Origin of the sequence: Citrobacter sp. Cpo148 (assembly GCF_030332375.1) — a bacterium.
Lineage (GTDB): Bacteria > Pseudomonadota > Gammaproteobacteria > Enterobacterales > Enterobacteriaceae > Citrobacter > Citrobacter portucalensis.
Window position 1 is genome coordinate 17,091 of sequence record NZ_JAOWHY010000034.1, and the last position, 18,417, is coordinate 35,507.

At 52.1% G+C, this 18,417-nt stretch carries 19 protein-coding genes and 2 pseudogenes; 15 read left to right on the top strand and 6 right to left on the bottom strand.

Features of this window, described 5'->3' with window-relative positions; translation table 11 throughout:
• Window positions 1-2 precede the first annotated feature (2 nt).
• The 3 genes and pseudogenes from OGY10_RS23750 to OGY10_RS01950 all read left to right on the top strand — a co-directional run.
• Window positions 3-356: pseudogene (locus OGY10_RS23750) on the top strand (gp53-like domain-containing protein); the annotation flags it as partial.
• A 192-nt stretch (window positions 357-548) separates the two neighbouring features.
• On the top strand, window positions 549-836 hold the full coding sequence (locus OGY10_RS23755; protein ID WP_502873675.1) for a gp53-like domain-containing protein: 288 nt from the start codon (window positions 549-551) through the stop codon (window positions 834-836).
• Window position 837: 1 nt separating this feature from the next.
• Complete coding sequence (locus OGY10_RS01950; RefSeq protein WP_072667355.1) at window positions 838-1,248, top strand: tail fiber assembly protein; 411 nt, start codon at window positions 838-840, stop codon at window positions 1,246-1,248.
• A 69-nt stretch (window positions 1,249-1,317) separates the two neighbouring features.
• Here OGY10_RS01950 and OGY10_RS01955 read toward each other — a convergent pair whose 3' ends face one another.
• Window positions 1,318-1,560: a DinI-like family protein gene (locus tag OGY10_RS01955; RefSeq protein WP_000497431.1), complete on the bottom strand. Its 243-nt coding sequence runs from the start codon at window positions 1,558-1,560 to the stop codon at window positions 1,318-1,320.
• A 93-nt stretch (window positions 1,561-1,653) separates the two neighbouring features.
• Window positions 1,654-1,773: pseudogene (locus OGY10_RS01960) on the bottom strand (hypothetical protein); the annotation flags it as partial.
• Between the two features lie 107 nt (window positions 1,774-1,880).
• On the opposite strand from OGY10_RS01960, the gene OGY10_RS01965 reads away from it, so the two are divergent.
• Entirely contained in the window at window positions 1,881-2,270 is a 390-nt protein-coding gene (locus tag OGY10_RS01965; protein WP_047357985.1) for a HumD family translesion DNA polymerase, read from the top strand.
• Window positions 2,271-2,484: 214 nt separating this feature from the next.
• Here OGY10_RS01965 and OGY10_RS01970 read toward each other — a convergent pair whose 3' ends face one another.
• Window positions 2,485-3,417 carry a formate/nitrite transporter family protein gene (locus OGY10_RS01970; RefSeq protein WP_191226962.1) on the bottom strand — a complete coding sequence of 311 codons (933 nt, stop codon included), beginning with the start codon at window positions 3,415-3,417 and terminating at the stop codon, window positions 2,485-2,487.
• Window positions 3,418-3,705: 288 nt separating this feature from the next.
• Here OGY10_RS01970 and mlaA point away from each other — a divergent pair, with 288 nt between their 5' ends.
• On the top strand, window positions 3,706-4,461 hold the full coding sequence (gene mlaA, locus OGY10_RS01975) for a phospholipid-binding lipoprotein MlaA (protein ID WP_003028190.1): 756 nt from the start codon (window positions 3,706-3,708) through the stop codon (window positions 4,459-4,461).
• A 59-nt stretch (window positions 4,462-4,520) separates the two neighbouring features.
• Here the strand turns inward: mlaA and fadL are convergent, their stop codons facing one another.
• Window positions 4,521-5,852, bottom strand: a complete 1,332-nt coding sequence (gene fadL / locus OGY10_RS01980; protein WP_020996688.1) for a long-chain fatty acid transporter FadL — start codon at window positions 5,850-5,852, stop codon at window positions 4,521-4,523.
• A 371-nt stretch (window positions 5,853-6,223) separates the two neighbouring features.
• On the opposite strand from fadL, the gene OGY10_RS01985 reads away from it, so the two are divergent.
• The 4 genes from OGY10_RS01985 (at window position 6,224) to sixA (ending at window position 10,837) form a co-directional block, all read left to right on the top strand.
• The gene (locus OGY10_RS01985; protein ID WP_003834838.1) at window positions 6,224-6,508 is read left to right on the top strand and encodes a YfcZ/YiiS family protein; all 285 of its coding nucleotides are present in this window, start codon (window positions 6,224-6,226) and stop codon (window positions 6,506-6,508) included.
• A 177-nt stretch (window positions 6,509-6,685) separates the two neighbouring features.
• A complete protein-coding gene (gene fadI / locus OGY10_RS01990) occupies window positions 6,686-7,996 on the top strand; it encodes an acetyl-CoA C-acyltransferase FadI (RefSeq protein WP_063940574.1) in 1,311 nt (436 codons plus the stop codon).
• Window positions 7,996-10,143, top strand: a complete 2,148-nt coding sequence (fadJ, locus tag OGY10_RS01995) for a fatty acid oxidation complex subunit alpha FadJ (RefSeq protein WP_191226963.1) — start codon at window positions 7,996-7,998, stop codon at window positions 10,141-10,143. The genes fadI and fadJ overlap by 1 nt, the downstream gene beginning before the upstream one ends.
• 208 nt (window positions 10,144-10,351) lie before the next feature.
• Entirely contained in the window at window positions 10,352-10,837 is a 486-nt protein-coding gene (gene sixA / locus OGY10_RS02000) for a phosphohistidine phosphatase SixA (protein WP_003028179.1), read from the top strand.
• Window positions 10,838-10,911: 74 nt separating this feature from the next.
• Here the strand turns inward: sixA and smrB are convergent, their stop codons facing one another.
• A complete protein-coding gene (gene smrB, locus OGY10_RS02005; protein WP_003839296.1) occupies window positions 10,912-11,463 on the bottom strand; it encodes an endonuclease SmrB in 552 nt (183 codons plus the stop codon).
• 166 nt (window positions 11,464-11,629) lie between these two features.
• Between smrB and prmB the strand changes: the two genes are divergently transcribed.
• From prmB to OGY10_RS02035, 6 genes are read left to right on the top strand one after another with little or no spacing between them, the layout of a single operon-like run.
• On the top strand, window positions 11,630-12,562 hold the full coding sequence (gene prmB, locus OGY10_RS02010) for a 50S ribosomal protein L3 N(5)-glutamine methyltransferase (protein ID WP_003028173.1): 933 nt from the start codon (window positions 11,630-11,632) through the stop codon (window positions 12,560-12,562).
• 40 nt (window positions 12,563-12,602) lie between these two features.
• Window positions 12,603-13,688 carry a chorismate synthase gene (aroC, locus tag OGY10_RS02015; protein ID WP_003834825.1) on the top strand — a complete coding sequence of 362 codons (1,086 nt, stop codon included), beginning with the start codon at window positions 12,603-12,605 and terminating at the stop codon, window positions 13,686-13,688.
• Window positions 13,689-13,691: 3 nt separating this feature from the next.
• Window positions 13,692-14,516 (top strand): penicillin-insensitive murein endopeptidase, encoded by an 825-nt coding sequence (mepA, locus tag OGY10_RS02020; protein ID WP_008785366.1) that lies wholly within the window; start codon window positions 13,692-13,694, stop codon window positions 14,514-14,516.
• The gene (locus tag OGY10_RS02025) at window positions 14,516-15,325 is read left to right on the top strand and encodes a sulfite exporter TauE/SafE family protein (protein WP_003834821.1); all 810 of its coding nucleotides are present in this window, start codon (window positions 14,516-14,518) and stop codon (window positions 15,323-15,325) included. The genes mepA and OGY10_RS02025 overlap by 1 nt, the downstream gene beginning before the upstream one ends.
• Window positions 15,325-15,873 carry an elongation factor P hydroxylase gene (locus OGY10_RS02030; RefSeq protein ID WP_191226964.1) on the top strand — a complete coding sequence of 183 codons (549 nt, stop codon included), beginning with the start codon at window positions 15,325-15,327 and terminating at the stop codon, window positions 15,871-15,873. The genes OGY10_RS02025 and OGY10_RS02030 overlap by 1 nt, the downstream gene beginning before the upstream one ends.
• Before the next feature lie 32 nt (window positions 15,874-15,905).
• Window positions 15,906-16,181 (top strand): YfcL family protein, encoded by a 276-nt coding sequence (locus tag OGY10_RS02035; RefSeq protein ID WP_003028163.1) that lies wholly within the window; start codon window positions 15,906-15,908, stop codon window positions 16,179-16,181.
• A gap of 114 nt (window positions 16,182-16,295) precedes the next feature.
• Here the strand turns inward: OGY10_RS02035 and mnmC are convergent, their stop codons facing one another.
• Window positions 16,296-18,296, bottom strand: coding sequence for a bifunctional tRNA (5-methylaminomethyl-2-thiouridine)(34)-methyltransferase MnmC2/FAD-dependent 5-carboxymethylaminomethyl-2-thiouridine(34) oxidoreductase MnmC1 (gene mnmC, locus OGY10_RS02040; RefSeq protein WP_191226965.1), 2,001 nt, complete (start codon window positions 18,294-18,296; stop codon window positions 16,296-16,298).
• Window positions 18,297-18,417: the final 121 nt, after the last annotated feature.

Sequence of the window (18,417 nt, forward strand, 5' to 3'; positions counted from 1 at the left end):
TTATGCATCGTATTGACACACCTACTGCGCAGAAAGATAAATTCGGCGCGGGCAAGAACGGCTTTACCCGTGGAAACCCGCAAACAGGAACGCCTGCCACTGATTTGGATGACGACTATTTCGACATGTTGCAGGAAGAACTGGCGGGAGTGGTCGAATCAAGCGGCGTTAACCTGGAAAAATCAAAACATAACCAGTTACTTACTGCCCTGAAAGCACTGCTGCTAAGCCGCGCACATCCTTTTGCAGATATTAAAGCAGACGGAGCTGCAGCAATTGCAGAGGCTCTCTCAAACCTTGGTTTGTCTGACCGTCTTGTTTTTGATATTTCGGGAACATCTATCCAGTCTCCGAATGGGCGATATACTGTTTTTGCTAATGATGATGGTACATGGGGTGCATGGGATAATGTAGGTAAGCGCCAGGTTCCGCTTGATTTAACCAGAGGGGGATTTGGAGGTATTAATGCAGCGGAAGCCAGAACTAACTTAGGACTGAAAGCGGCGGCGCAAAGAGATGTGGGAACCGGCGCGGGTCAGATACCCGATATGTCGTCGTTTGGAGCCACTAAGAATGGCACTGGTACGTTCTATTTGCCTAACGGAATTATTGTTAAATGGGGAACGGCTCAGTCAACAGGCACCAAAGGAAACGCGCCATATCCAACACCATTCCCTAACGATACGTATGCAGCAATAATTTGCCACGCGTCAGCCAGTGATTCCGCTCACTACACTGCCGGGGTAATGAACCCATCGAGACTAGGCTTTGATTTCAGCACTGCGCCGACACAATCCACGGGTGCCAGCTTTTACTACATTGCGATAGGGTATTAATATGAAATTATGGTTATGGAGTGCTTCCAATAACGCTTTTTTTGAGCCTGAGCAACGTGAACGATTTGAGCAGGCGAAGTGGGATTTAAGTGATGTCGTTGAGGTGCAGGAGTCGCTGTTCGCAGAATTTACAACCCCTCCAGCAGGGAAAGTGCGGGTGGTGGTAAATGGGATGCCTGCATGGGCTGACATACCTCCTCCCAGTGCTGACGAGTTAGCGGCTGCGGCAACAAGAAATATAGCGTCATTGCGTGCAGAGGCGGATGCTTTTATTGCACCTCTGAAAGATGCGCTGGATGGCGGCTATATCGCTGATGAAGACAAACTGGTATTAGCGGAGTGGCAGAAGTATCGCTATGCGCTGACGAAAGTTAACCCGGCTAAACCTGTTTGGCCCGTCAAGCCAGAATAGGAACGTTTACGAAAATGAATATCCGCCACAGCGTAATCAATACGTAACTGTGGCGGGCATTGAAAATCTTTACTCACTCACTAACCAGAATTCAGCCTCTTCAAACATTTCCTGAACAGTACGGCTTATCTGTTCCTTCTCATGCTTGCTGGCGTCAGTGTTGATCGCCGGCAGTGTCATCATCGGTTTAACCCGAACATCAGCATCAGGGAAGATACGGTGAACCCTCTTGGTCAACTCGCCCAGAATGATATCTTTTGCACCGGGCAGACCATCAAAATTCCTTTTGTCATAAACGAGTTCCACGAACATTGCTTATTGCCTCTTTACTGGATGTATATACAGTATTTATACTGTGTTTTTATCCGGTATTCAAGAGAGGGCGTGATGATGCCACGACGCAGCGATATTGAAATAGCCTGGTATGCTTCGATACAGCAGGAACCAAATGGCCGGAAGACCGTCACCACGCAACGGTTTGTCCAGGAACTGAGCAAGGTTAACTGGAACTGGACGATGAAGCAGGCCAACGAATGGATCGAGTGGTATGTGACAACATTCCGCGATGTATCAACGCAGGAAGGCGAGAACCGTACCTTCCAGCTGTTCAATCCAAACGGAGGACTCTAGCCATGGGCTTTCCTTCACCTGCGGCAGATTACGTTGAAACACGGATATCCCTCGACCAGCAGCTAATCAGTCAGCCCGCAGCGACTTATTTCATGCGGGCATCGCGTTCACATTTCAGGGAAGGGATAATTCAGGGGGCGCTGCTTGTTGTTGATGCGTCACTTTCTCCCTGTGATGGCTCGCTGCTGATATGCGCGATAGACGGGGAATTCAGGATCAAGCGATATCGGACTCATCCTCAGCCCCACCTGGTTAATCTGGAGAACGGGAGAAGGGAGGCTCTGCCAGCAGATGATGACGGTTACAGTTCTGCACCCGCTATATTCGGAGTGATCACGTACATCATTAATGATGCCAGGAACGCGGAGTTTGATGACTGCCCGGTGATGTAACGATTTTAATGAGCCAAGGAATGGCCTCAAAAGTATGTGTACATATATGAGTACATAAAAATCATTTTAATTTCAAATAAACTTATATTTTTTAGCGAGTTACGATTTTACATAACTATATCCATTTAACTAAGGGGACGAAGCGGCACGAGTATAGCGTTTTTTACTCACAACGGTAAGTCTCAGGCCGCCCGACTGCTCAAACAGTCACCATTCAGGCCTGTTTTTTCTGCGTTTGCTCATCACGCTTTGCTTGCAACCTGGCTTCTTCCTTGCGTTTGTTGCTCATATCATTGCGGATCTGCGCATGGCTCATCAGCGCGAAAATAAACGTTCCGCCACAGATATTCCCGGCGAGCGTTGGTAGCGCAAAGGGCCAGAAAAAATCACTCCAGTGCAGCGTGCCATTAAAGACCAAATAGAGAATTTCCACCGAGCCGACGACGATATGCGTGGTATCACCTAACGCAATCAGCCAGGTCATCAGAATAATGACCACAATTTTTGCCGCTCCGGCGGCGGGGAACATCCACACCATGGTGGCAATTAACCAGCCGGAAATGATGGCGTTGGAAAACATCTCTGTTGGCGTATTTTTCATCACATCCATACCAATTTTCACGAAGGCATCGCGGGTCTCTTCATCAAAAATCGGCATATGTTCAAACGCCCATGCTGCAACCCCGGTGCCAATAATATTACCCAGCAGAACCACGCTCCACAGGCGCATCAACAGGCCAAAATTGCCGAGGGTAGGGTTTTGCATCACCGGCAGTACGGCGGTGACGGTATTTTCGGTAAAAAGTTGCTGGCGGGCCATAATGACAATAATAAAGCCGAAGGTATAACCGAGGTTCTCGAGTAAAAATCCCCCTGGCACCCCTTCCAGCTGTACGTGAAAAATCCCTTTTGCCAGTAGCGAGGCGCCCATCGATAGTCCTGCTGCGATGGCTGACCACAGTAGGGCCATCGCGTCGCGCTCCATCTCCTTCTCCCCATCCTGGCGAATATGTTCATGGATTGCCATGGCGCGGGAGGGGAGTCTGTCCTCATCAAGCTCTATCTTTTTTCCTGTTAGCTTTTCATCGCTTTCCACCTCGAGTTCGTCGCTGTGTCGATCAATCTTATCTTTCTTGATGTCATTCATGGCCGAATCCTGAATAAGCACGTATTGCTAAAGCGTAGCGGCTTTTGTCTGAAAATCAGCGGGAGAAAGTCTGAGATAGCAAAAATAGTAACGTTTGTTTTTATCGGGTTAGTTAGAATAGAACCGCCGCGGAGTGCGCATTACCAGGCTATGATCAAATCAGTAAGACAGGGTATATAGACATCATTTGACGTGCTGTTACAATCGCTCACATCTAAACAGGCGGATACGTCATCGTTCCGTCATGGATGGCAATCAGCGATAGCCATAAAACACAGGGAGACACTTATGAAGCTTCGCCTGTCGGCGCTTGCGCTGGGAACCACACTTTTGGTGGGGTGTGCGAGCTCCGGTACTGAACAGCAGGGGCGTTCCGACCCATTTGAAGGGTTCAACCGCACCATGTACAACTTCAACTTTAATGTTTTAGATCCATACGTTGTTAGACCCGTAGCTGTTGCCTGGCGTGACTATGTTCCGCAGCCGGCGCGTAATGGTTTAAGCAACTTTACGGGGAACCTTGAAGAGCCGGCCGTCATGGTCAACTATTTCCTGCAAGGCGATCCTTATCAGGGGATGGTGCACTTTACCCGTTTCTTCCTGAATACCCTGTTAGGTATGGGCGGCTTTATCGATGTGGCAGGTATGGCTAATCCGAAGTTGCAGCGCGTTGAACCACACCGCTTTGGCAGTACGTTAGGCCACTATGATGTTGGTTACGGGCCGTATATGCAGCTTCCGTTCTACGGTAGTTTCACGCTGCGTGATGACGGTGGTGATATGGTCGATACACTGTATCCGGTACTGTCCTGGCTGACCTGGCCGTTGTCGATAGGCAAATGGACGGTTGAAGGGATTGAAACTCGCGCGCAATTGCTCGACTCTGACGGTCTGCTGCGTCAGTCTTCCGATCCTTACATCATGGTGCGTGAAGCTTACTTCCAGCGTCATGACTTTATTGCGAACGGCGGGAAACTCAAACCAGAAGAAAACCCGAACGCGAAAGATATTCAGGATGATTTAAAAGAGATCGATTCTGAGTAAGGAATTGGGCAAATAAAAAGGTGAGCTAAAAAGCTCACCTTTTTTACGTCTGAAGAAAATCAGAATGCGTAGTTCAAGTTCATACCGTACAACCAGGCTTTCCCTTCAGATTCAAAGGAGTATGGGCCTTCTTCGAATTTCACTTTCTGACCGTGCATATAAGAGATGCCAACATCCAACGATGCATCCTTATTAAAGGCGTAGGTTGTACCCGCACTCAGCCAGAAGCGGTCCTGATCCGGAATAGAGATGGAACGACGGTTTGCCGGAACCGGGCTATCATCAAAGGCGATACCGGTACGGAACGTCCAGGTATCATCATAGTAATAGGTAGTACCGAGCGCGATGCGATAAGAGTCTTTGAAGCCTTCTTCTTTATAGAACAAGGTTTGGCCGTTGTTGCCTTTTGCTTTCAGCTCCTGGAACTGACTCCAGCTGGTATAAGCCATGCTGTAGTGAACCGCCCACTGTGGTGCAACGCGGTTATAGCCTGAAAACTCCCACATTTCTGGCAGGTTCAGATCAAGTGAACCATCGATCGTACTGCCGTTGGTTCCTGCTGGCAGGCTGGCGAACACCGGACGCAACTGCGCAGGAATACGGTCCATTGATGGCAGATTGCTGCGGTAATCACCGTTGAAGTCAATTTTTACTTCAGAACGGTAGGTGAAACCGTAGCGGTTATCTTTATCTACTTCATAAAGAAGGCCAGCATTCCAACCGAAGCCCCACTCGTCACCTTTCAGGCGCGCAATCTGTGTATCTGCCGGATATTGCGCGGCCAGTGATGGAGGAATTCTGCCCCCGGAGCCTGCAACGATCTGCTGTGGTAAATCGCCAGCATAGCGTTCAAGCTTCGCTTTTGCATAGACGGCGTTTAAACCGAGACCGAAGCTAAAATGATTGTTCAGGCGATAAGCACCGCTCAGGTTTAGATTGAGCGTTTCCAGATCGGTTTTTCCGCCCATCGAGCCTGCTGTGTAATTATTGTTAAACTCCGTAGCCAGGCCGTAGTTAGAGGTGACTGAGGCCCCCCAACCAAACTGATCGTTAATCGGAGCAACAAAATGCACGTTTGGTATCCAGGCTGTTGGGGCGATATTATCCTGGCTGGCGTCATTGCCAATACGCGAGCGACCGGAAATATCTACATCTGGGTCAACGAAAATTGCACCTGCTGAGAAAGTAGGGCGATCGAACATCATAATTAGTGCCGGGTTACGACTGGCGTTACCTGCATCATCTGCAATTGCGCCTTCACCCGAATATGCCCGGCCAAGGCCAGAGGAAGAAAATTCGTTTAACTGAAAGCCTGCAGACCAGGCCTGTGTGGAGATAATTGCCACTGCGACTGCGAGAGCAGACTTTGTAAACAGGGTTTTCTGGCTCATGACCATAACCTCATAGATTTATTTTTATACAAACAATGTTACATGCCGTAACAGGAGCGCGAAGTGTAGGGTCTGAGGTACGACTTAGAAATCAGACCAGTGGCGTGAGTATAGGTCGGACCAGCTGGAATGTTGCAAGTATGTTTATAAATATTTTCAAATTTGATCAGAGAAACGCGATCCAGCTGGCAAAATTGCGGGGGTGCGCACTCACCTGTTTGGGCGATTTTTGTTTTAGATCATTTTTAAGTGTGATTTCGGTCACTTATCGCATTTCATACAATTAACGACTGGAGAGGCGAATAATGGGAGCGTAAAATATCCCTATCGTTTATCTGGCACCTCAGGTGCGAATACAGAGGAAATCTACAATGAGTAAATGCAGTGCTGATGAAACCCCGGTTTGCTGCTGTATGGATGTTGGCACCATCATGGACAACTCCGATTGCACCGCGTCCTACAGCCGTGTGTTCGCGAACCGCGCAGAGGCAGAAGAAACGCTGGCCGCTCTGACCGAAAAGGCGCGTGGCGTGGAATCTGAGCCTTGCCAAATCACCTCGACCTTTACTGAAGAGTCAGAAGGTGTGCGTCTGGATATCGACTTTGTTTTTGCTTGTGAAGCTGAAACGCTGATCTTCCAGCTGGGCCTGCGTTAATCCCCCTCTGCAAAAGCCCTTGCTATCAGATAGCAAGGGCTTTTTCGTAACTGTCAGTGATTATTCACTGTGTCTTAGCTCCCACTTTCTTTTCTCTCCGCTTGGCTAAATGTAAAAAATTGGTTAAGACTATGATCAGGTCAGACCACTTATTTTATTTTTTTACAGGGGAGTGTTATGAGTCAGGCTTTACCGCTGGTTACCCGCCAGGGCGACCGTATTGCCATTGTAAGTGGGTTGCGTACGCCATTTGCTCGTCAGGCTACCGCGTTTCATGGCATTCCCGCCGTTGATTTAGGAAAAATGGTCGTCGGTGAGCTGCTGGCGCGCAGCGAAATACCTGCTGATGTGATTGAGCAACTGGTTTTTGGTCAGGTGGTGCAAATGCCTGAAGCGCCAAATATTGCTCGTGAAATCGTGCTGGGAACCGGCATGAATGTGCATACGGATGCCTATAGCGTAAGCCGAGCCTGCGCGACCAGTTTTCAGGCAGTGGCGAATGTCGCGGAAAGCCTGATGGCGGGGTCTATTCGTGCGGGAATTGCGGGTGGTGCGGACTCCTCGTCAGTCTTGCCTATTGGCGTTAGTAAAAAGCTGGCGCGGGTGCTGGTGGATGTCAATAAGGCCCGGACTACCGGTCAACGCCTTAAACTCTTTTCCCGACTGCGTTTACGTGACCTGATGCCTGTGCCGCCAGCCGTCGCTGAGTATTCCACCGGTTTGCGTATGGGGGATACGGCTGAGCAAATGGCCAAAACCTATGGTATTACCCGAGAACAGCAGGACGCTCTGGCGCACCGCTCTCATCAGCGTGCCGCTCAGGCGTGGGCTGAAGGAAAGCTGGCAGATGAGGTAATGACTACCTACGCGCCACCGTTTAAAGATCCTTTTTCAGAAGATAACAATATTCGCGGTAACTCTACGCTGGCCGATTACGCCAAACTACGTCCGGCGTTTGACCGCAAGCACGGCACTGTCACCGCAGCAAACAGTACCCCGCTAACGGACGGTGCAGCCGCCGTGATCATGATGACGGAGTCGCGTGCGAAAGAGTTGGGGCTGGTGCCGCTGGGATACTTGCGTAGTTTTGCTTTTACCGCCATCGATGTCTGGCAGGACATGCTGCTGGGACCAGCGTGGTCAACGCCGCTAGCCCTGGAGAGAGCGGGTCTGACCATGGCAGATTTAACGCTAATCGATATGCATGAAGCCTTTGCCGCACAAACGCTGGCGAATCTTCAGTTGTTGGGTAGCGAACGTTTTGCCCGCGACGTGCTGGGCAGAGCACATGCCACTGGCGAAGTTGATGACAGTAAATTTAACGTGCTGGGTGGATCGATTGCCTATGGACACCCCTTCGCCGCTACCGGTGCGCGCATGATTACCCAAACCCTGCATGAGTTACGACGTCGTGGCGGTGGTTTTGGTTTAGTGACCGCCTGTGCAGCTGGTGGTTTGGGTGCAGCCATGGTTCTGGAGGCGGAATAATGGAAATGGCATCGGCTTTTACACTAAACGTACGTCTGGATAACGTTGCTGTTGTCACCATTGATGTGCCCGGAGAGAAAATGAACACCCTGAAAGCGGAGTTTGCTTCTCAGGTACGGGCCATTCTGAAACAAATTCGCGATAACAAAGCATTGCGTGGTGTGGTGTTTATTTCGGCTAAACCCGATAACTTCATTGCCGGGGCAGATATCAACATGATTGGTAGCTGTCGCAGCGCGCAGGAAGCCGAAACGCTGGCCCGTCAGGGGCAGCAGATGATGGCGGAAATTAATGCCTTGCCGATCCCGGTTATCGCCGCGATTCATGGCGCATGCCTCGGCGGTGGCCTGGAGATGGCGCTGGCGTGCCACAACCGTATTTGTACCGATGATGTTAAAACCGTTCTGGGTTTACCGGAAGTACAACTTGGCTTGTTGCCCGGCTCCGGTGGTACGCAGCGGCTGCCGCGCTTGATTGGCGTAAGTACCGCACTGGATATGATCCTCACCGGAAAACAATTACGCGCAAAACAGGCGCTGAAAGTTGGTTTAGTGGATGAAGTTGTACCGCATTCCATTTTGCTGGAAGCAGCCGTTGAACTGGCTAAAAAGGACAGTTCTGCGCATCGAACACTGCCCGTGAGAGAGCGAGTGCTGGCGGGGCCGCTGGGGCGGGCGCTGTTGTTCCGCATGGCCAGTAAAAAGACGGTGCAAAAAACGCAAGGTAACTACCCTGCAACAGAACGTATCCTTGAGGTTATAGAAACCGGGCTAGCGCAAGGCAGCAGTAGCGGTTACGACGCTGAGGCACGTGCGTTTGGTGAACTGGCGATGACATCCCAGTCTCAGGCGCTACGGCACATCTTTTTTGCCAACACCGATGTGAAAAAAGATCCCGGAAGTGATGCGAAACCTGGCCCGCTAAACAGCGTAGGTATTTTGGGGGGCGGTCTGATGGGCGGTGGTATTGCCTACGTGACGGCCTGTAAAGGCGGCTTGCCTGTGCGCATCAAAGATATAAACGCTAAGGGAATCAACCACGCGCTGAAGTACAGCTGGGATCAGCTTGAAACGAAGGTTCGCCGCCGTCATATCAAAGCCAGCGAACGCGATAAACAACTGGCGCTGATTTCGGGATCAATCGACTACCGTGGCTTTGCGCATCGCGATCTAATTATTGAAGCCGTGTTTGAAGATCTGTCGCTAAAACAACGGATGGTGGCAGAAGTTGAGCAAAATTGCGCACCTCATACCATTTTTGCTTCTAACACCTCATCTTTGCCCATTGGCGATATTGCTGCGAACGCTGCAAGGCCCGAGCAAGTGATTGGTTTACACTTTTTTAGTCCGGTGGAAAAAATGCCGTTGGTCGAAGTGATCCCGCATGCCACGACCTCTGAGCAGACGATTGCAACTACCGTTAAGTTAGCGAAAAAACAGGGCAAAACGCCGATAGTGGTCAGAGATAAGGCCGGCTTTTACGTTAACCGCATTTTAGCGCCTTATATTAACGAAGCGATTCGCATGTTGACCGAAGGCGAGCGGGTCGAAACCATAGACGCCGCGCTGGTTAAGTTTGGTTTTCCAGTTGGGCCAATCCAACTTTTGGATGAGGTCGGAATTGATACGGGCACTAAAATTATACCAGTGCTTGAGGCTGCATATGGAGAACGTTTTAGCGCGCCTGCAAATGTTGTTGCTTCAATTTTGAATGACGATCGCAAAGGTAGAAAAAATGGTCGGGGTTTCTATCTTTATGGTGCGAAAGGGCGTAAAAGCAAAAAACAGGTCGACCCTGCAATTTATACGCTTATTGGCGTCCAGGGTCAGGGCCGACTTACCGCTGCGCAGATAGCAGAGCGGTGCGTTATGTTAATGCTCAATGAAGCAGCCCGTTGTTTCGACGAGCGGATAGTCCGCAGCGCACGTGATGGCGACATCGGCGCTGTATTTGGTATTGGTTTTCCGCCATTCCTCGGCGGCCCGTTCCGGTATATGGATTCTCTCGGCGCGGGTGAAGTGGTTGCGGTTCTGCAACGGCTGACCACGCAGTACGGCTCGCGGTTTACACCGTGTGAGCAGTTATTGCAGATGGCGGAACGCAGTGAAAGATTCTGGAATATTGGGGAAACTGACCTGAATTCATGAGGTCAAAGGTAGGATGAATCCGCACTGAATGTATGGGTCGCGCTCAAAATGTAAACAGAGATTGACTATACTTACGCCGTTGAGGTAAAAAACAGCGTTTCATTCGGTGAATGGATAAGGCACAATGCCGGCCACCATATCGTTACCACAGCCAATAGGGGCTGTGAATAAAGGTAGTGGTGATTCTGGTTAACAAAAGCGGTGCAATATGCAAGTTTTTATCATGCGTCACGGCGACGCGGCCCTCGATGCCGCCAGTGATTCGGTTCGTCCCTTAACCTCCTGTGGTTGTGACGAATCTCGCCTGATGGCGAACTGGCTGAAAGGTCAAAAAGTGGATATCGAACGTGTTCTGGTGAGCCCGTTCCTACGAGCCGAACAAACGCTGGATGTGGTGGGGGAGTGTATGAACCTGCCAACCGGTGTTGATGTTTTGCCGGAGCTGACTCCCTGCGGCGATGTCGGTCTGGTCAGCGCCTATTTACAGGCTCTGGCCAATGAAGGTATCGCCACCGCACTGGTTATCTCTCACTTGCCTTTAGTGGGATATCTGGTGTCTGAGCTTTGCCCAGGTGAAACACCGCCGATGTTTACCACATCAGCGATTGCCAGCGTTACGCTTGATGAGAGCGGGAAGGGTACTTTTAACTGGCAGATGAGCCCGTGTAACCTGAAAATGGCAAAAGCGATTTAAACAGGCCGGATAAGGCGCAGCCGCCACCCGGAAAATCAAAGAGCCGCAAATGCGGCTCTTTTTGTTTTTCTGCATCACGGAAGTTCGGGCGGTAGCCACTCTTCCACTTCAATCAGCACCAGCAGCGCGGCGTCGCCACCGTACTCTTTCGGTGCCTGATGAAAGGCCATTACGTGCGGATGCTGGGCCAGCCAGAGCGGCGTCTGCTGTTTCAGAATATGTTTTCCGTGGCCATGCATCACGCAGGCGCAAAATACATGCTCACGGCGACAGGCGGCAATCAGGGCGCCTAACTCTTGTTTGGCCTGTTGCTGGGTCAGCCCATGCAGATCGAGAAACAGCTCCGGAGAGTAATCGCCACGGCGCATTTTCTTCAGTTCGAAATGGCTGACGTCGGCACGCAGGTATCTTACCGGACCGTCCGTATTCAGCAGCGGCTGAAACTCATCCGAGAAATAGTGGCTGGCATCAGCCTGCTCCTGTAGCAGTCTTTTAACCGGAACCTCGGCAATTTTTTTACGTGGAGGTCGGTGAACGATGGTGTCCTGTTTAATTTTACGCGTGCCGGTCATCAGCTGGCGAAACAGCGTCTGATCCTCTTCGCTGAGCGATGTTTTCTTTTTCATTCGAGAGTCTCAACTTTTATTTTCCGTTAGTTTAACCCGACTCGGCGGGCATCCGATCGCTTAAAACGCAATTTTCGCGTTCAGGCCCCGTGTGAATGCTGATTTATCGCCGTCTTCGTGGCAAACTAGCCGCCGAAATTAATACGAGCATGCCCTGGAGGAATACGTGGATAAAATTTTCGTCGATGAAGCAGTGAGTGAACTGCATACCATTCAGGACATGTTGCGTTGGGCGGTCAGCCGTTTTAGCGCGGCGAACATCTGGTATGGCCATGGCACGGATAACCCATGGGACGAGGCCGTACAACTGGTGCTGCCGTCACTTTATTTGCCGTTGGATATTCCAGAAGATATGCGTACCGCGCGTCTGACCTCCAGCGAGCGTCATCGTATTGTTGAACGCGTGATTCGCCGCGTCAACGAGCGCATTCCGGTTGCTTATCTGACCAACAAAGCCTGGTTCTGCGGGCATGAGTTTTATGTTGATGAACGCGTGTTGGTTCCGCGTTCACCGATTGGCGAGCTTATCAATAACCGCTTTGCGGGCCTTATTAATGAGCAACCGCAGCATATCCTCGATATGTGTACCGGCAGCGGCTGTATTGCCATTGCCTGCGCGTATGCCTTCCCGGAAGCCGAAGTCGATGCGGTGGATATTTCCACTGACGCGCTGGCGGTGACCGAACACAATATTGAAGAACACGGCCTGATCCATCACGTCACGCCGATCCGTTCCGATCTGTTCCGCGATCTGCTGAAAGTCCAGTATGACCTGATTGTGACCAACCCGCCGTATGTCGATGCAGAAGATATGTCCGATCTGCCAAACGAATATCGTCACGAACCTGAGCTGGGTCTGGCGTCCGGCAGCGATGGGCTGAAACTTACCCGCCGCATTCTGGGGAACGCCCCGGACTACCTGTCAGATAACGGTATTCTGATTTGTGAAGTCGGAAACAGCATGGTACATCTGATAGAGCAATATCCGGATGTACCGTTCACCTGGCTGGAGTTCGACAACGGCGGTGACGGCGTATTCATGCTGACCAAAGAGCAGTTAGTTGCTGCTCGCGAGCACTTCAGCATTTATAAAGACTAATTACACGCGCACATACACAACACGCATAAACGGAGCCGTGATGGCAGGAAACACAATTGGGCAACTCTTTCGCGTAACCACTTTCGGCGAATCACACGGGCTGGCGCTCGGTTGTATTGTCGATGGTGTTCCGCCGGGCATTTCTCTGACAGAAGCTGACCTGCAGCACGATCTCGACAGACGCCGTCCAGGCACATCGCGCTACACTACGCAGCGTCGTGAGCCGGATCAGGTGAAAATCCTCTCCGGGGTGTTCGAGGGCGTTACCACAGGTACCAGCATTGGCCTGCTGATCGAAAATACCGATCAGCGTTCACAGGATTACGGCGCGATTAAGGACGTTTTTCGTCCGGGACACGCCGACTATACCTATGAGCAAAAATATGGCCTGCGCGACTACCGTGGCGGCGGACGTTCATCCGCACGTGAAACGGCGATGCGCGTGGCGGCCGGAGCGATTGCCAAAAAATATCTGGCGGAAAAATTCGGCGTTGAGATCCGCGGCTGCCTGACGCAGATGGGTGATATTCCGCTGGAGATCAAAGACTGGTCCCAGGTGGAACTTAACCCGTTCTTTTGCCCGGACCCGGATAAACTCGAAGCGCTGGATGAACTGATGCGCGGGCTGAAGAAAGAAGGTGACTCCATCGGAGCGAAGGTGACCGTTGTTGCACGCGGTGTACCTGCGGGTCTCGGCGAACCTGTATTCGACCGCCTGGATGCCGACATCGCCCATGCGCTGATGAGTATTAACGCCGTTAAGGGCGTTGAGATTGGTGATGGATTTGACGTTGTTGCGCTGCGCGGCAGCCAGAACCGTGACGAAATCACCAAAGAAGGTTTCCAGAGTAACCATGCGGGCGGCATTCTGGGCGGGATCAGCAGCGGGCAACAAATCATTGCTCATATGGCGCTGAAACCGACGTCCAGTATTACCGTTCCTGGGCGCACTATTAACCGCTTTGGTGAAGAAGTCGAAATGATCACTAAAGGTCGCCACGATCCGTGCGTTGGGATCCGCGCCGTACCGATCGCCGAGGCGATGCTGGCGATCGTATTGATGGATCACCTGCTGCGTCAGCGGGCGCAAAATGCGGACGTGAAGACCGATATTCCACGCTGGTAAGAGATGAAAAAAACGGCACTTGCGGCGCTGGCTCTGTTTGCCAGTACCGCCTGTCTGGCGGCGACGCCCTGGCAGAAAATTACCCATCCGGTTGCGGGCAGCGCGCAGTCTATCGGCGCGTTTTCCAATGGCTGTATTGTTGGTGCAGATACGCTGCCTGTACAGTCAGAACACTATCAGGTGATGCGCACCGATCAGCGTCGTTACTTTGGCCATCCGGATCTGGTGAGGTTTATCCAGCGTCTGAGTTATCAGGCCAATAGTCAGGGACTGGGCACGGTGTTAATCGGCGATATGGGTATGCCGGCCGGTGGGCGATTCAATGGCGGTCACGCCAGCCACCAGACGGGACTGGATGTGGATATTTTCCTGCAACTGCCGAAAACGCGCTGGACTCAGTCGCAACTGCTGCGGCCGCAGGCGTTAGATCTGGTCTCACAGGATGGTAAACGTGTTGTGCCGTCACTGTGGAGACCGGAGATTTTCAGCCTGATCAGGCTGGCTGCAAAAGATAATGAAGTAACGCGTATTTTCGTGAATCCGGCGATTAAGCAACAACTTTGTCTGGATGCAGGGACCGACAGGGACTGGTTGCGTAAAGTGCGGCCGTGGTTCCAGCATCGTGCGCATATGCACGTGCGGTTACGTTGCCCTGCCGACAGCCTTGAGTGCGAAGATCAACCGTTACCGCCACCGGGTGACGGCTGTGGCGCAGAGCTGCAAAGCTGGTTCGAACCTCCAAAACCTGGAACCACCAAGCCTGAGAAGAAGACACCGCCGCCGTTGCCGCCTTCCTGCCAGGCGCTACTGGACGAGCATGTACTCTAATGGATCATTTTGCCTCTCTGTTTATGGTGTCGCCACTGCTGTTAGGTGTGCTTTTTTTTGTGGCGATGCTGGCAGGTTTTATTGATTCTCTGGCCGGAGGTGGTGGTCTACTCACCATCCCGGCATTGATGGCGGCCGGGATGCCACCTGCGCAAGCGCTGGCAACCAATAAGCTGCAAGCCTGCGGGGGATCTATCTCTTCCTCCCTCTATTTTATTCGTCGGGGTGTGGTTAATCTGGCGGATCAGAAGCTCAACATCTTCATGACCTTTATCGGCTCAATGAGTGGCGCGCTGTTGGTTCAGCACGTGCAGTCAGATGTTCTGCGCCAGATCCTGCCAGTATTGGTTATCTGTATTGGCCTTTACTTTCTGTTGATGCCGAAAATCGGGGAAGAGGACCGACAGCGCCGACTGCACGGTTTGCCTTTCGCGCTGGTGGCCGGGGGCTGCGTCGGCTTTTACGATGGCTTTTTTGGTCCGGCGGCAGGGTCATTCTACGCGCTGGCCTTTGTCATGCTGTGCGGATACAACCTGGCGAAATCGACGGCCCACGCCAAAGTATTAAATGCCACATCGAATATCGGTGGGTTGTTGCTGTTTGCCCTCGGCGGCAAAGTGATTTGGGCGACAGGTTTTGTGATGCTCATTGGCCAGTTTATTGGCGCACGGATGGGCTCTCGACTGGTACTCAGCAAAGGACAAAAACTCATTCGGCCAATGATCGTTATTGTCTCCGCCGTGATGAGCGCCAAGCTACTTTATGATAATCATGGACAGGAGATTCTCCACTGGCTGGGGATGAACTAATGAATAATACGCATCACTACGAACAGTTAATTGAGATTTTTAACGGCTGCTTTGCCGATGAATTTAATACCCGTCTGATTAAAGGCGACGACGAACCGATCTATCTTCCAGCGGATACGGAATTACCGTATCACCGTATCGTTTTTGCGCATGGTTATTACGCCAGTGCGTTACACGAAATTTCACACTGGTGCATCGCCGGTAAAGCCCGTCGTGAACTGGTCGATTTCGGTTACTGGTACTGCCCGGACGGACGCGACGCGAAGACACAATACCAGTTTGAAGATGTGGAAGTGAAGCCGCAGGCGTTTGACTGGTTGTTTTGCATGGCGGCGGGCTACCCGTTTAACGTCAGTTGCGACAATCTGGAAGGAGACTTTGAACCGGATCGCGTGGTATTCCAGCGCCGTGTTCATGCTCAGGTGATGGAGTACCTGGAAAAAGGGATCCCTGAACGTCCGGCGCGTTTCATTAACGCGTTACAGAATTATTATCACACGCCTGAACTTACGGCGGAACAATTCCCGTGGCCCGAAGCGCTCAACTGAAGCCGCTGCCACGTTTACAATGAGGAAATAAGATGATCGCGGAGTTTGAATCACGCATTCTGGCATTAATCGACGATATGGTAGAGCACGCCAGCGATGATGAGTTGTTTGCCAGTGGCTATTTGCGTGGGCACCTGACGCTGGCTGTGGCTGAGCTGGATGCTGGCGAGGACCATTCCGCTGAGGCATTGTACGCCAATGTGACCAGCAGCCTGGAAAAAGCCATCAGCGCAGGCGAACTCTCGCCGCGTGACCAGGCGTTAGTGAAAGAGATGTGGGACACACTGTTCCAGAAGGCAACGCAATAATAATTGCAGTGGATTGTGCCGGATGGCGACGCGAAGGCGTCTTATCCGGCCTACGCGGACGGGGGGTGTAGGCCGGATAAGCGTAGCGCCATCAGGCAATGGCGAGATGGTATCTTATTTCACCGCTTTACCCTTCAATAACTTCCTTACCCACAGACGATTCGGATTCAGCGCTGCCAGCGTGTTGGCATCCATTGGTATGGGTTCATTGCTCATTTGCGATGCCAGAATTTCTGCACACAGCGGGGCAGTACACAGCCCACGCGAGCCCAGCGCACCTAACATAAATAAATCGGAATACACCGGGGCGTTTACGGCGTGCACTCTGTCTTCGGCAAGAGTGGCATACTGGCTGAGCGTGGCGTCATAATCAGCGACGTTGCCGACCATTGGCATGTGATCACGCGTGGCGCAGCGCACTCCACAACGGGCAGCATTGCCACTAACGTCTACTTCTTTTGCCCACGAGGCATTCGGGAAACAATCTATTAAGCGCTGACGGTTTTGCTGCTGATCGTCCGCGCGATACACCGTTTCTTCACTTCCGCGATGATAGCTGGCGCCAATGCAGTGCTGCTGGTTTTGCGGGTTGTGCGGCGTGAGGTAGCCGTCATAGCACAGCACCTGACGCAGCGCTGAAAGCGAAGGCGTGGTAGGAATGTGACTCACCTGACCGCCTACGGAGTAGACCGGTAGCGACTGCGTCTGCTCAACGCCGTTAATGCGATGCCCGTTAGCCAGAACCACCGCAGCGTGAGTGGCGGTTTCGTCACTGGCAAACGTCAATTGCCAGTGTTCTGTCTGCCGAGACAGCGAGGCCAGCGTATGTTGATACCGGGTGCGTAATCCCAGCGTTGCGGCGTAGTCGAATGCGGCGGCGGTTAATTGTGCCGGACACAGCCATCCTCCGGCAGGGTACTGAATCCCGCCGCATCCGGTTTCTACGCCGGTCGTTTGTAAAACCTGCTCTGCGTTAACGCTGACGGCGAGCGCATCAGGCAATTCAAGGGACAGCATTTGAGCGATTTTCTGCTGGCTTTTTTCATCCCACGCCAGTTGCGTCACACCGCACCAGTCATGCGCGAACGCAACCGGAAGGGCGTCATACAGGCGGCGGGCGAAGGTAAACGCGGTAGGGAAAAAGAGGTTAATGGCCGCGTCATGCTTGCTGAGCAACGGATAGAGCGCGCCCTGACGGTTACCCGATGCGCCTTCGGCAGGTTTCGCATCTGCACAATAGAGCGTGACCTGCCAACCGCGGCGCAGTAACGCCAACGACAGCAATGCGCTGGCGATGCCTCCGCCAATAATGGCGGCTTCGCGCTTATCTGTGCCCGTGCGCGTGAACCACGGAGCCGATGAAGGGAGCGCCAGAGTCTGTTCCATGACGCCACAAAGCATTTCGCGTTTGCGACCAAAGCCTTTGCATTTTTGCATCGTAAACCCGGCTTCCTGCAACCCCCGACGCACAAAGCCCGCTGAGGTGAAGGTCGCCAGCGTACCGCCCGGACGAGCCAGACGGGCCATTGCGTTAAACAGCGTTGGCGTCCACATATCCGGATTTTTTGCCGGTGCGAAACCGTCCAGAAACCAGGCGTCCACTTTTTGATTCAGGGAGTCATCGAGCTTACTGGTCAGTTCGTTAATATCGCCAAACCACAGATCCAGCGTGACGCGTCCTTCATCAAGGAGCAGGCGATGGCATCCCGCCAACGGCAGCGGCCATTGCTCTTGCAGCGCCGTGGCCCATGGGGCAAGTTCTGGCCAGTGCTGATGGGCTAAGGTGAGATCTTCACGCGTTAGCGGATATTTTTCAAAACTGATGAAATGTAATCTTTCCAGGGTAGCTTCAGGATGGGTATCGCGAAAATCGGTAAATGCCTGCCAGAGCGTCAGGAAGTTAAGTCCGGTGCCAAACCCGCTTTCTGCCACCACGAAGAGGGGACGTGAATGCGCAGGGAATCGCTGGGCGAGATGATTCCCGCCGAGAAAGACGTAACGTGTCTCTTCCAGCCCGTTATCATTAGAAAAATAGACATCGTCAAAATCTCGGGAAACAGGTGTACCCTCAGCGTTGAATTCAAGGTTTGCAGGTTGTATAGCGTATTGTTTCACGTAAGTTACTCGTCTGGCAGGCTGTGCCCCGATCTTAGCGATGAGTGCCTGGCTGCGCAAATTTCCACATTAAATGGCTGATCGGACTTGTTCGGCGTACAAGTGTACGCTATTGTGCCAC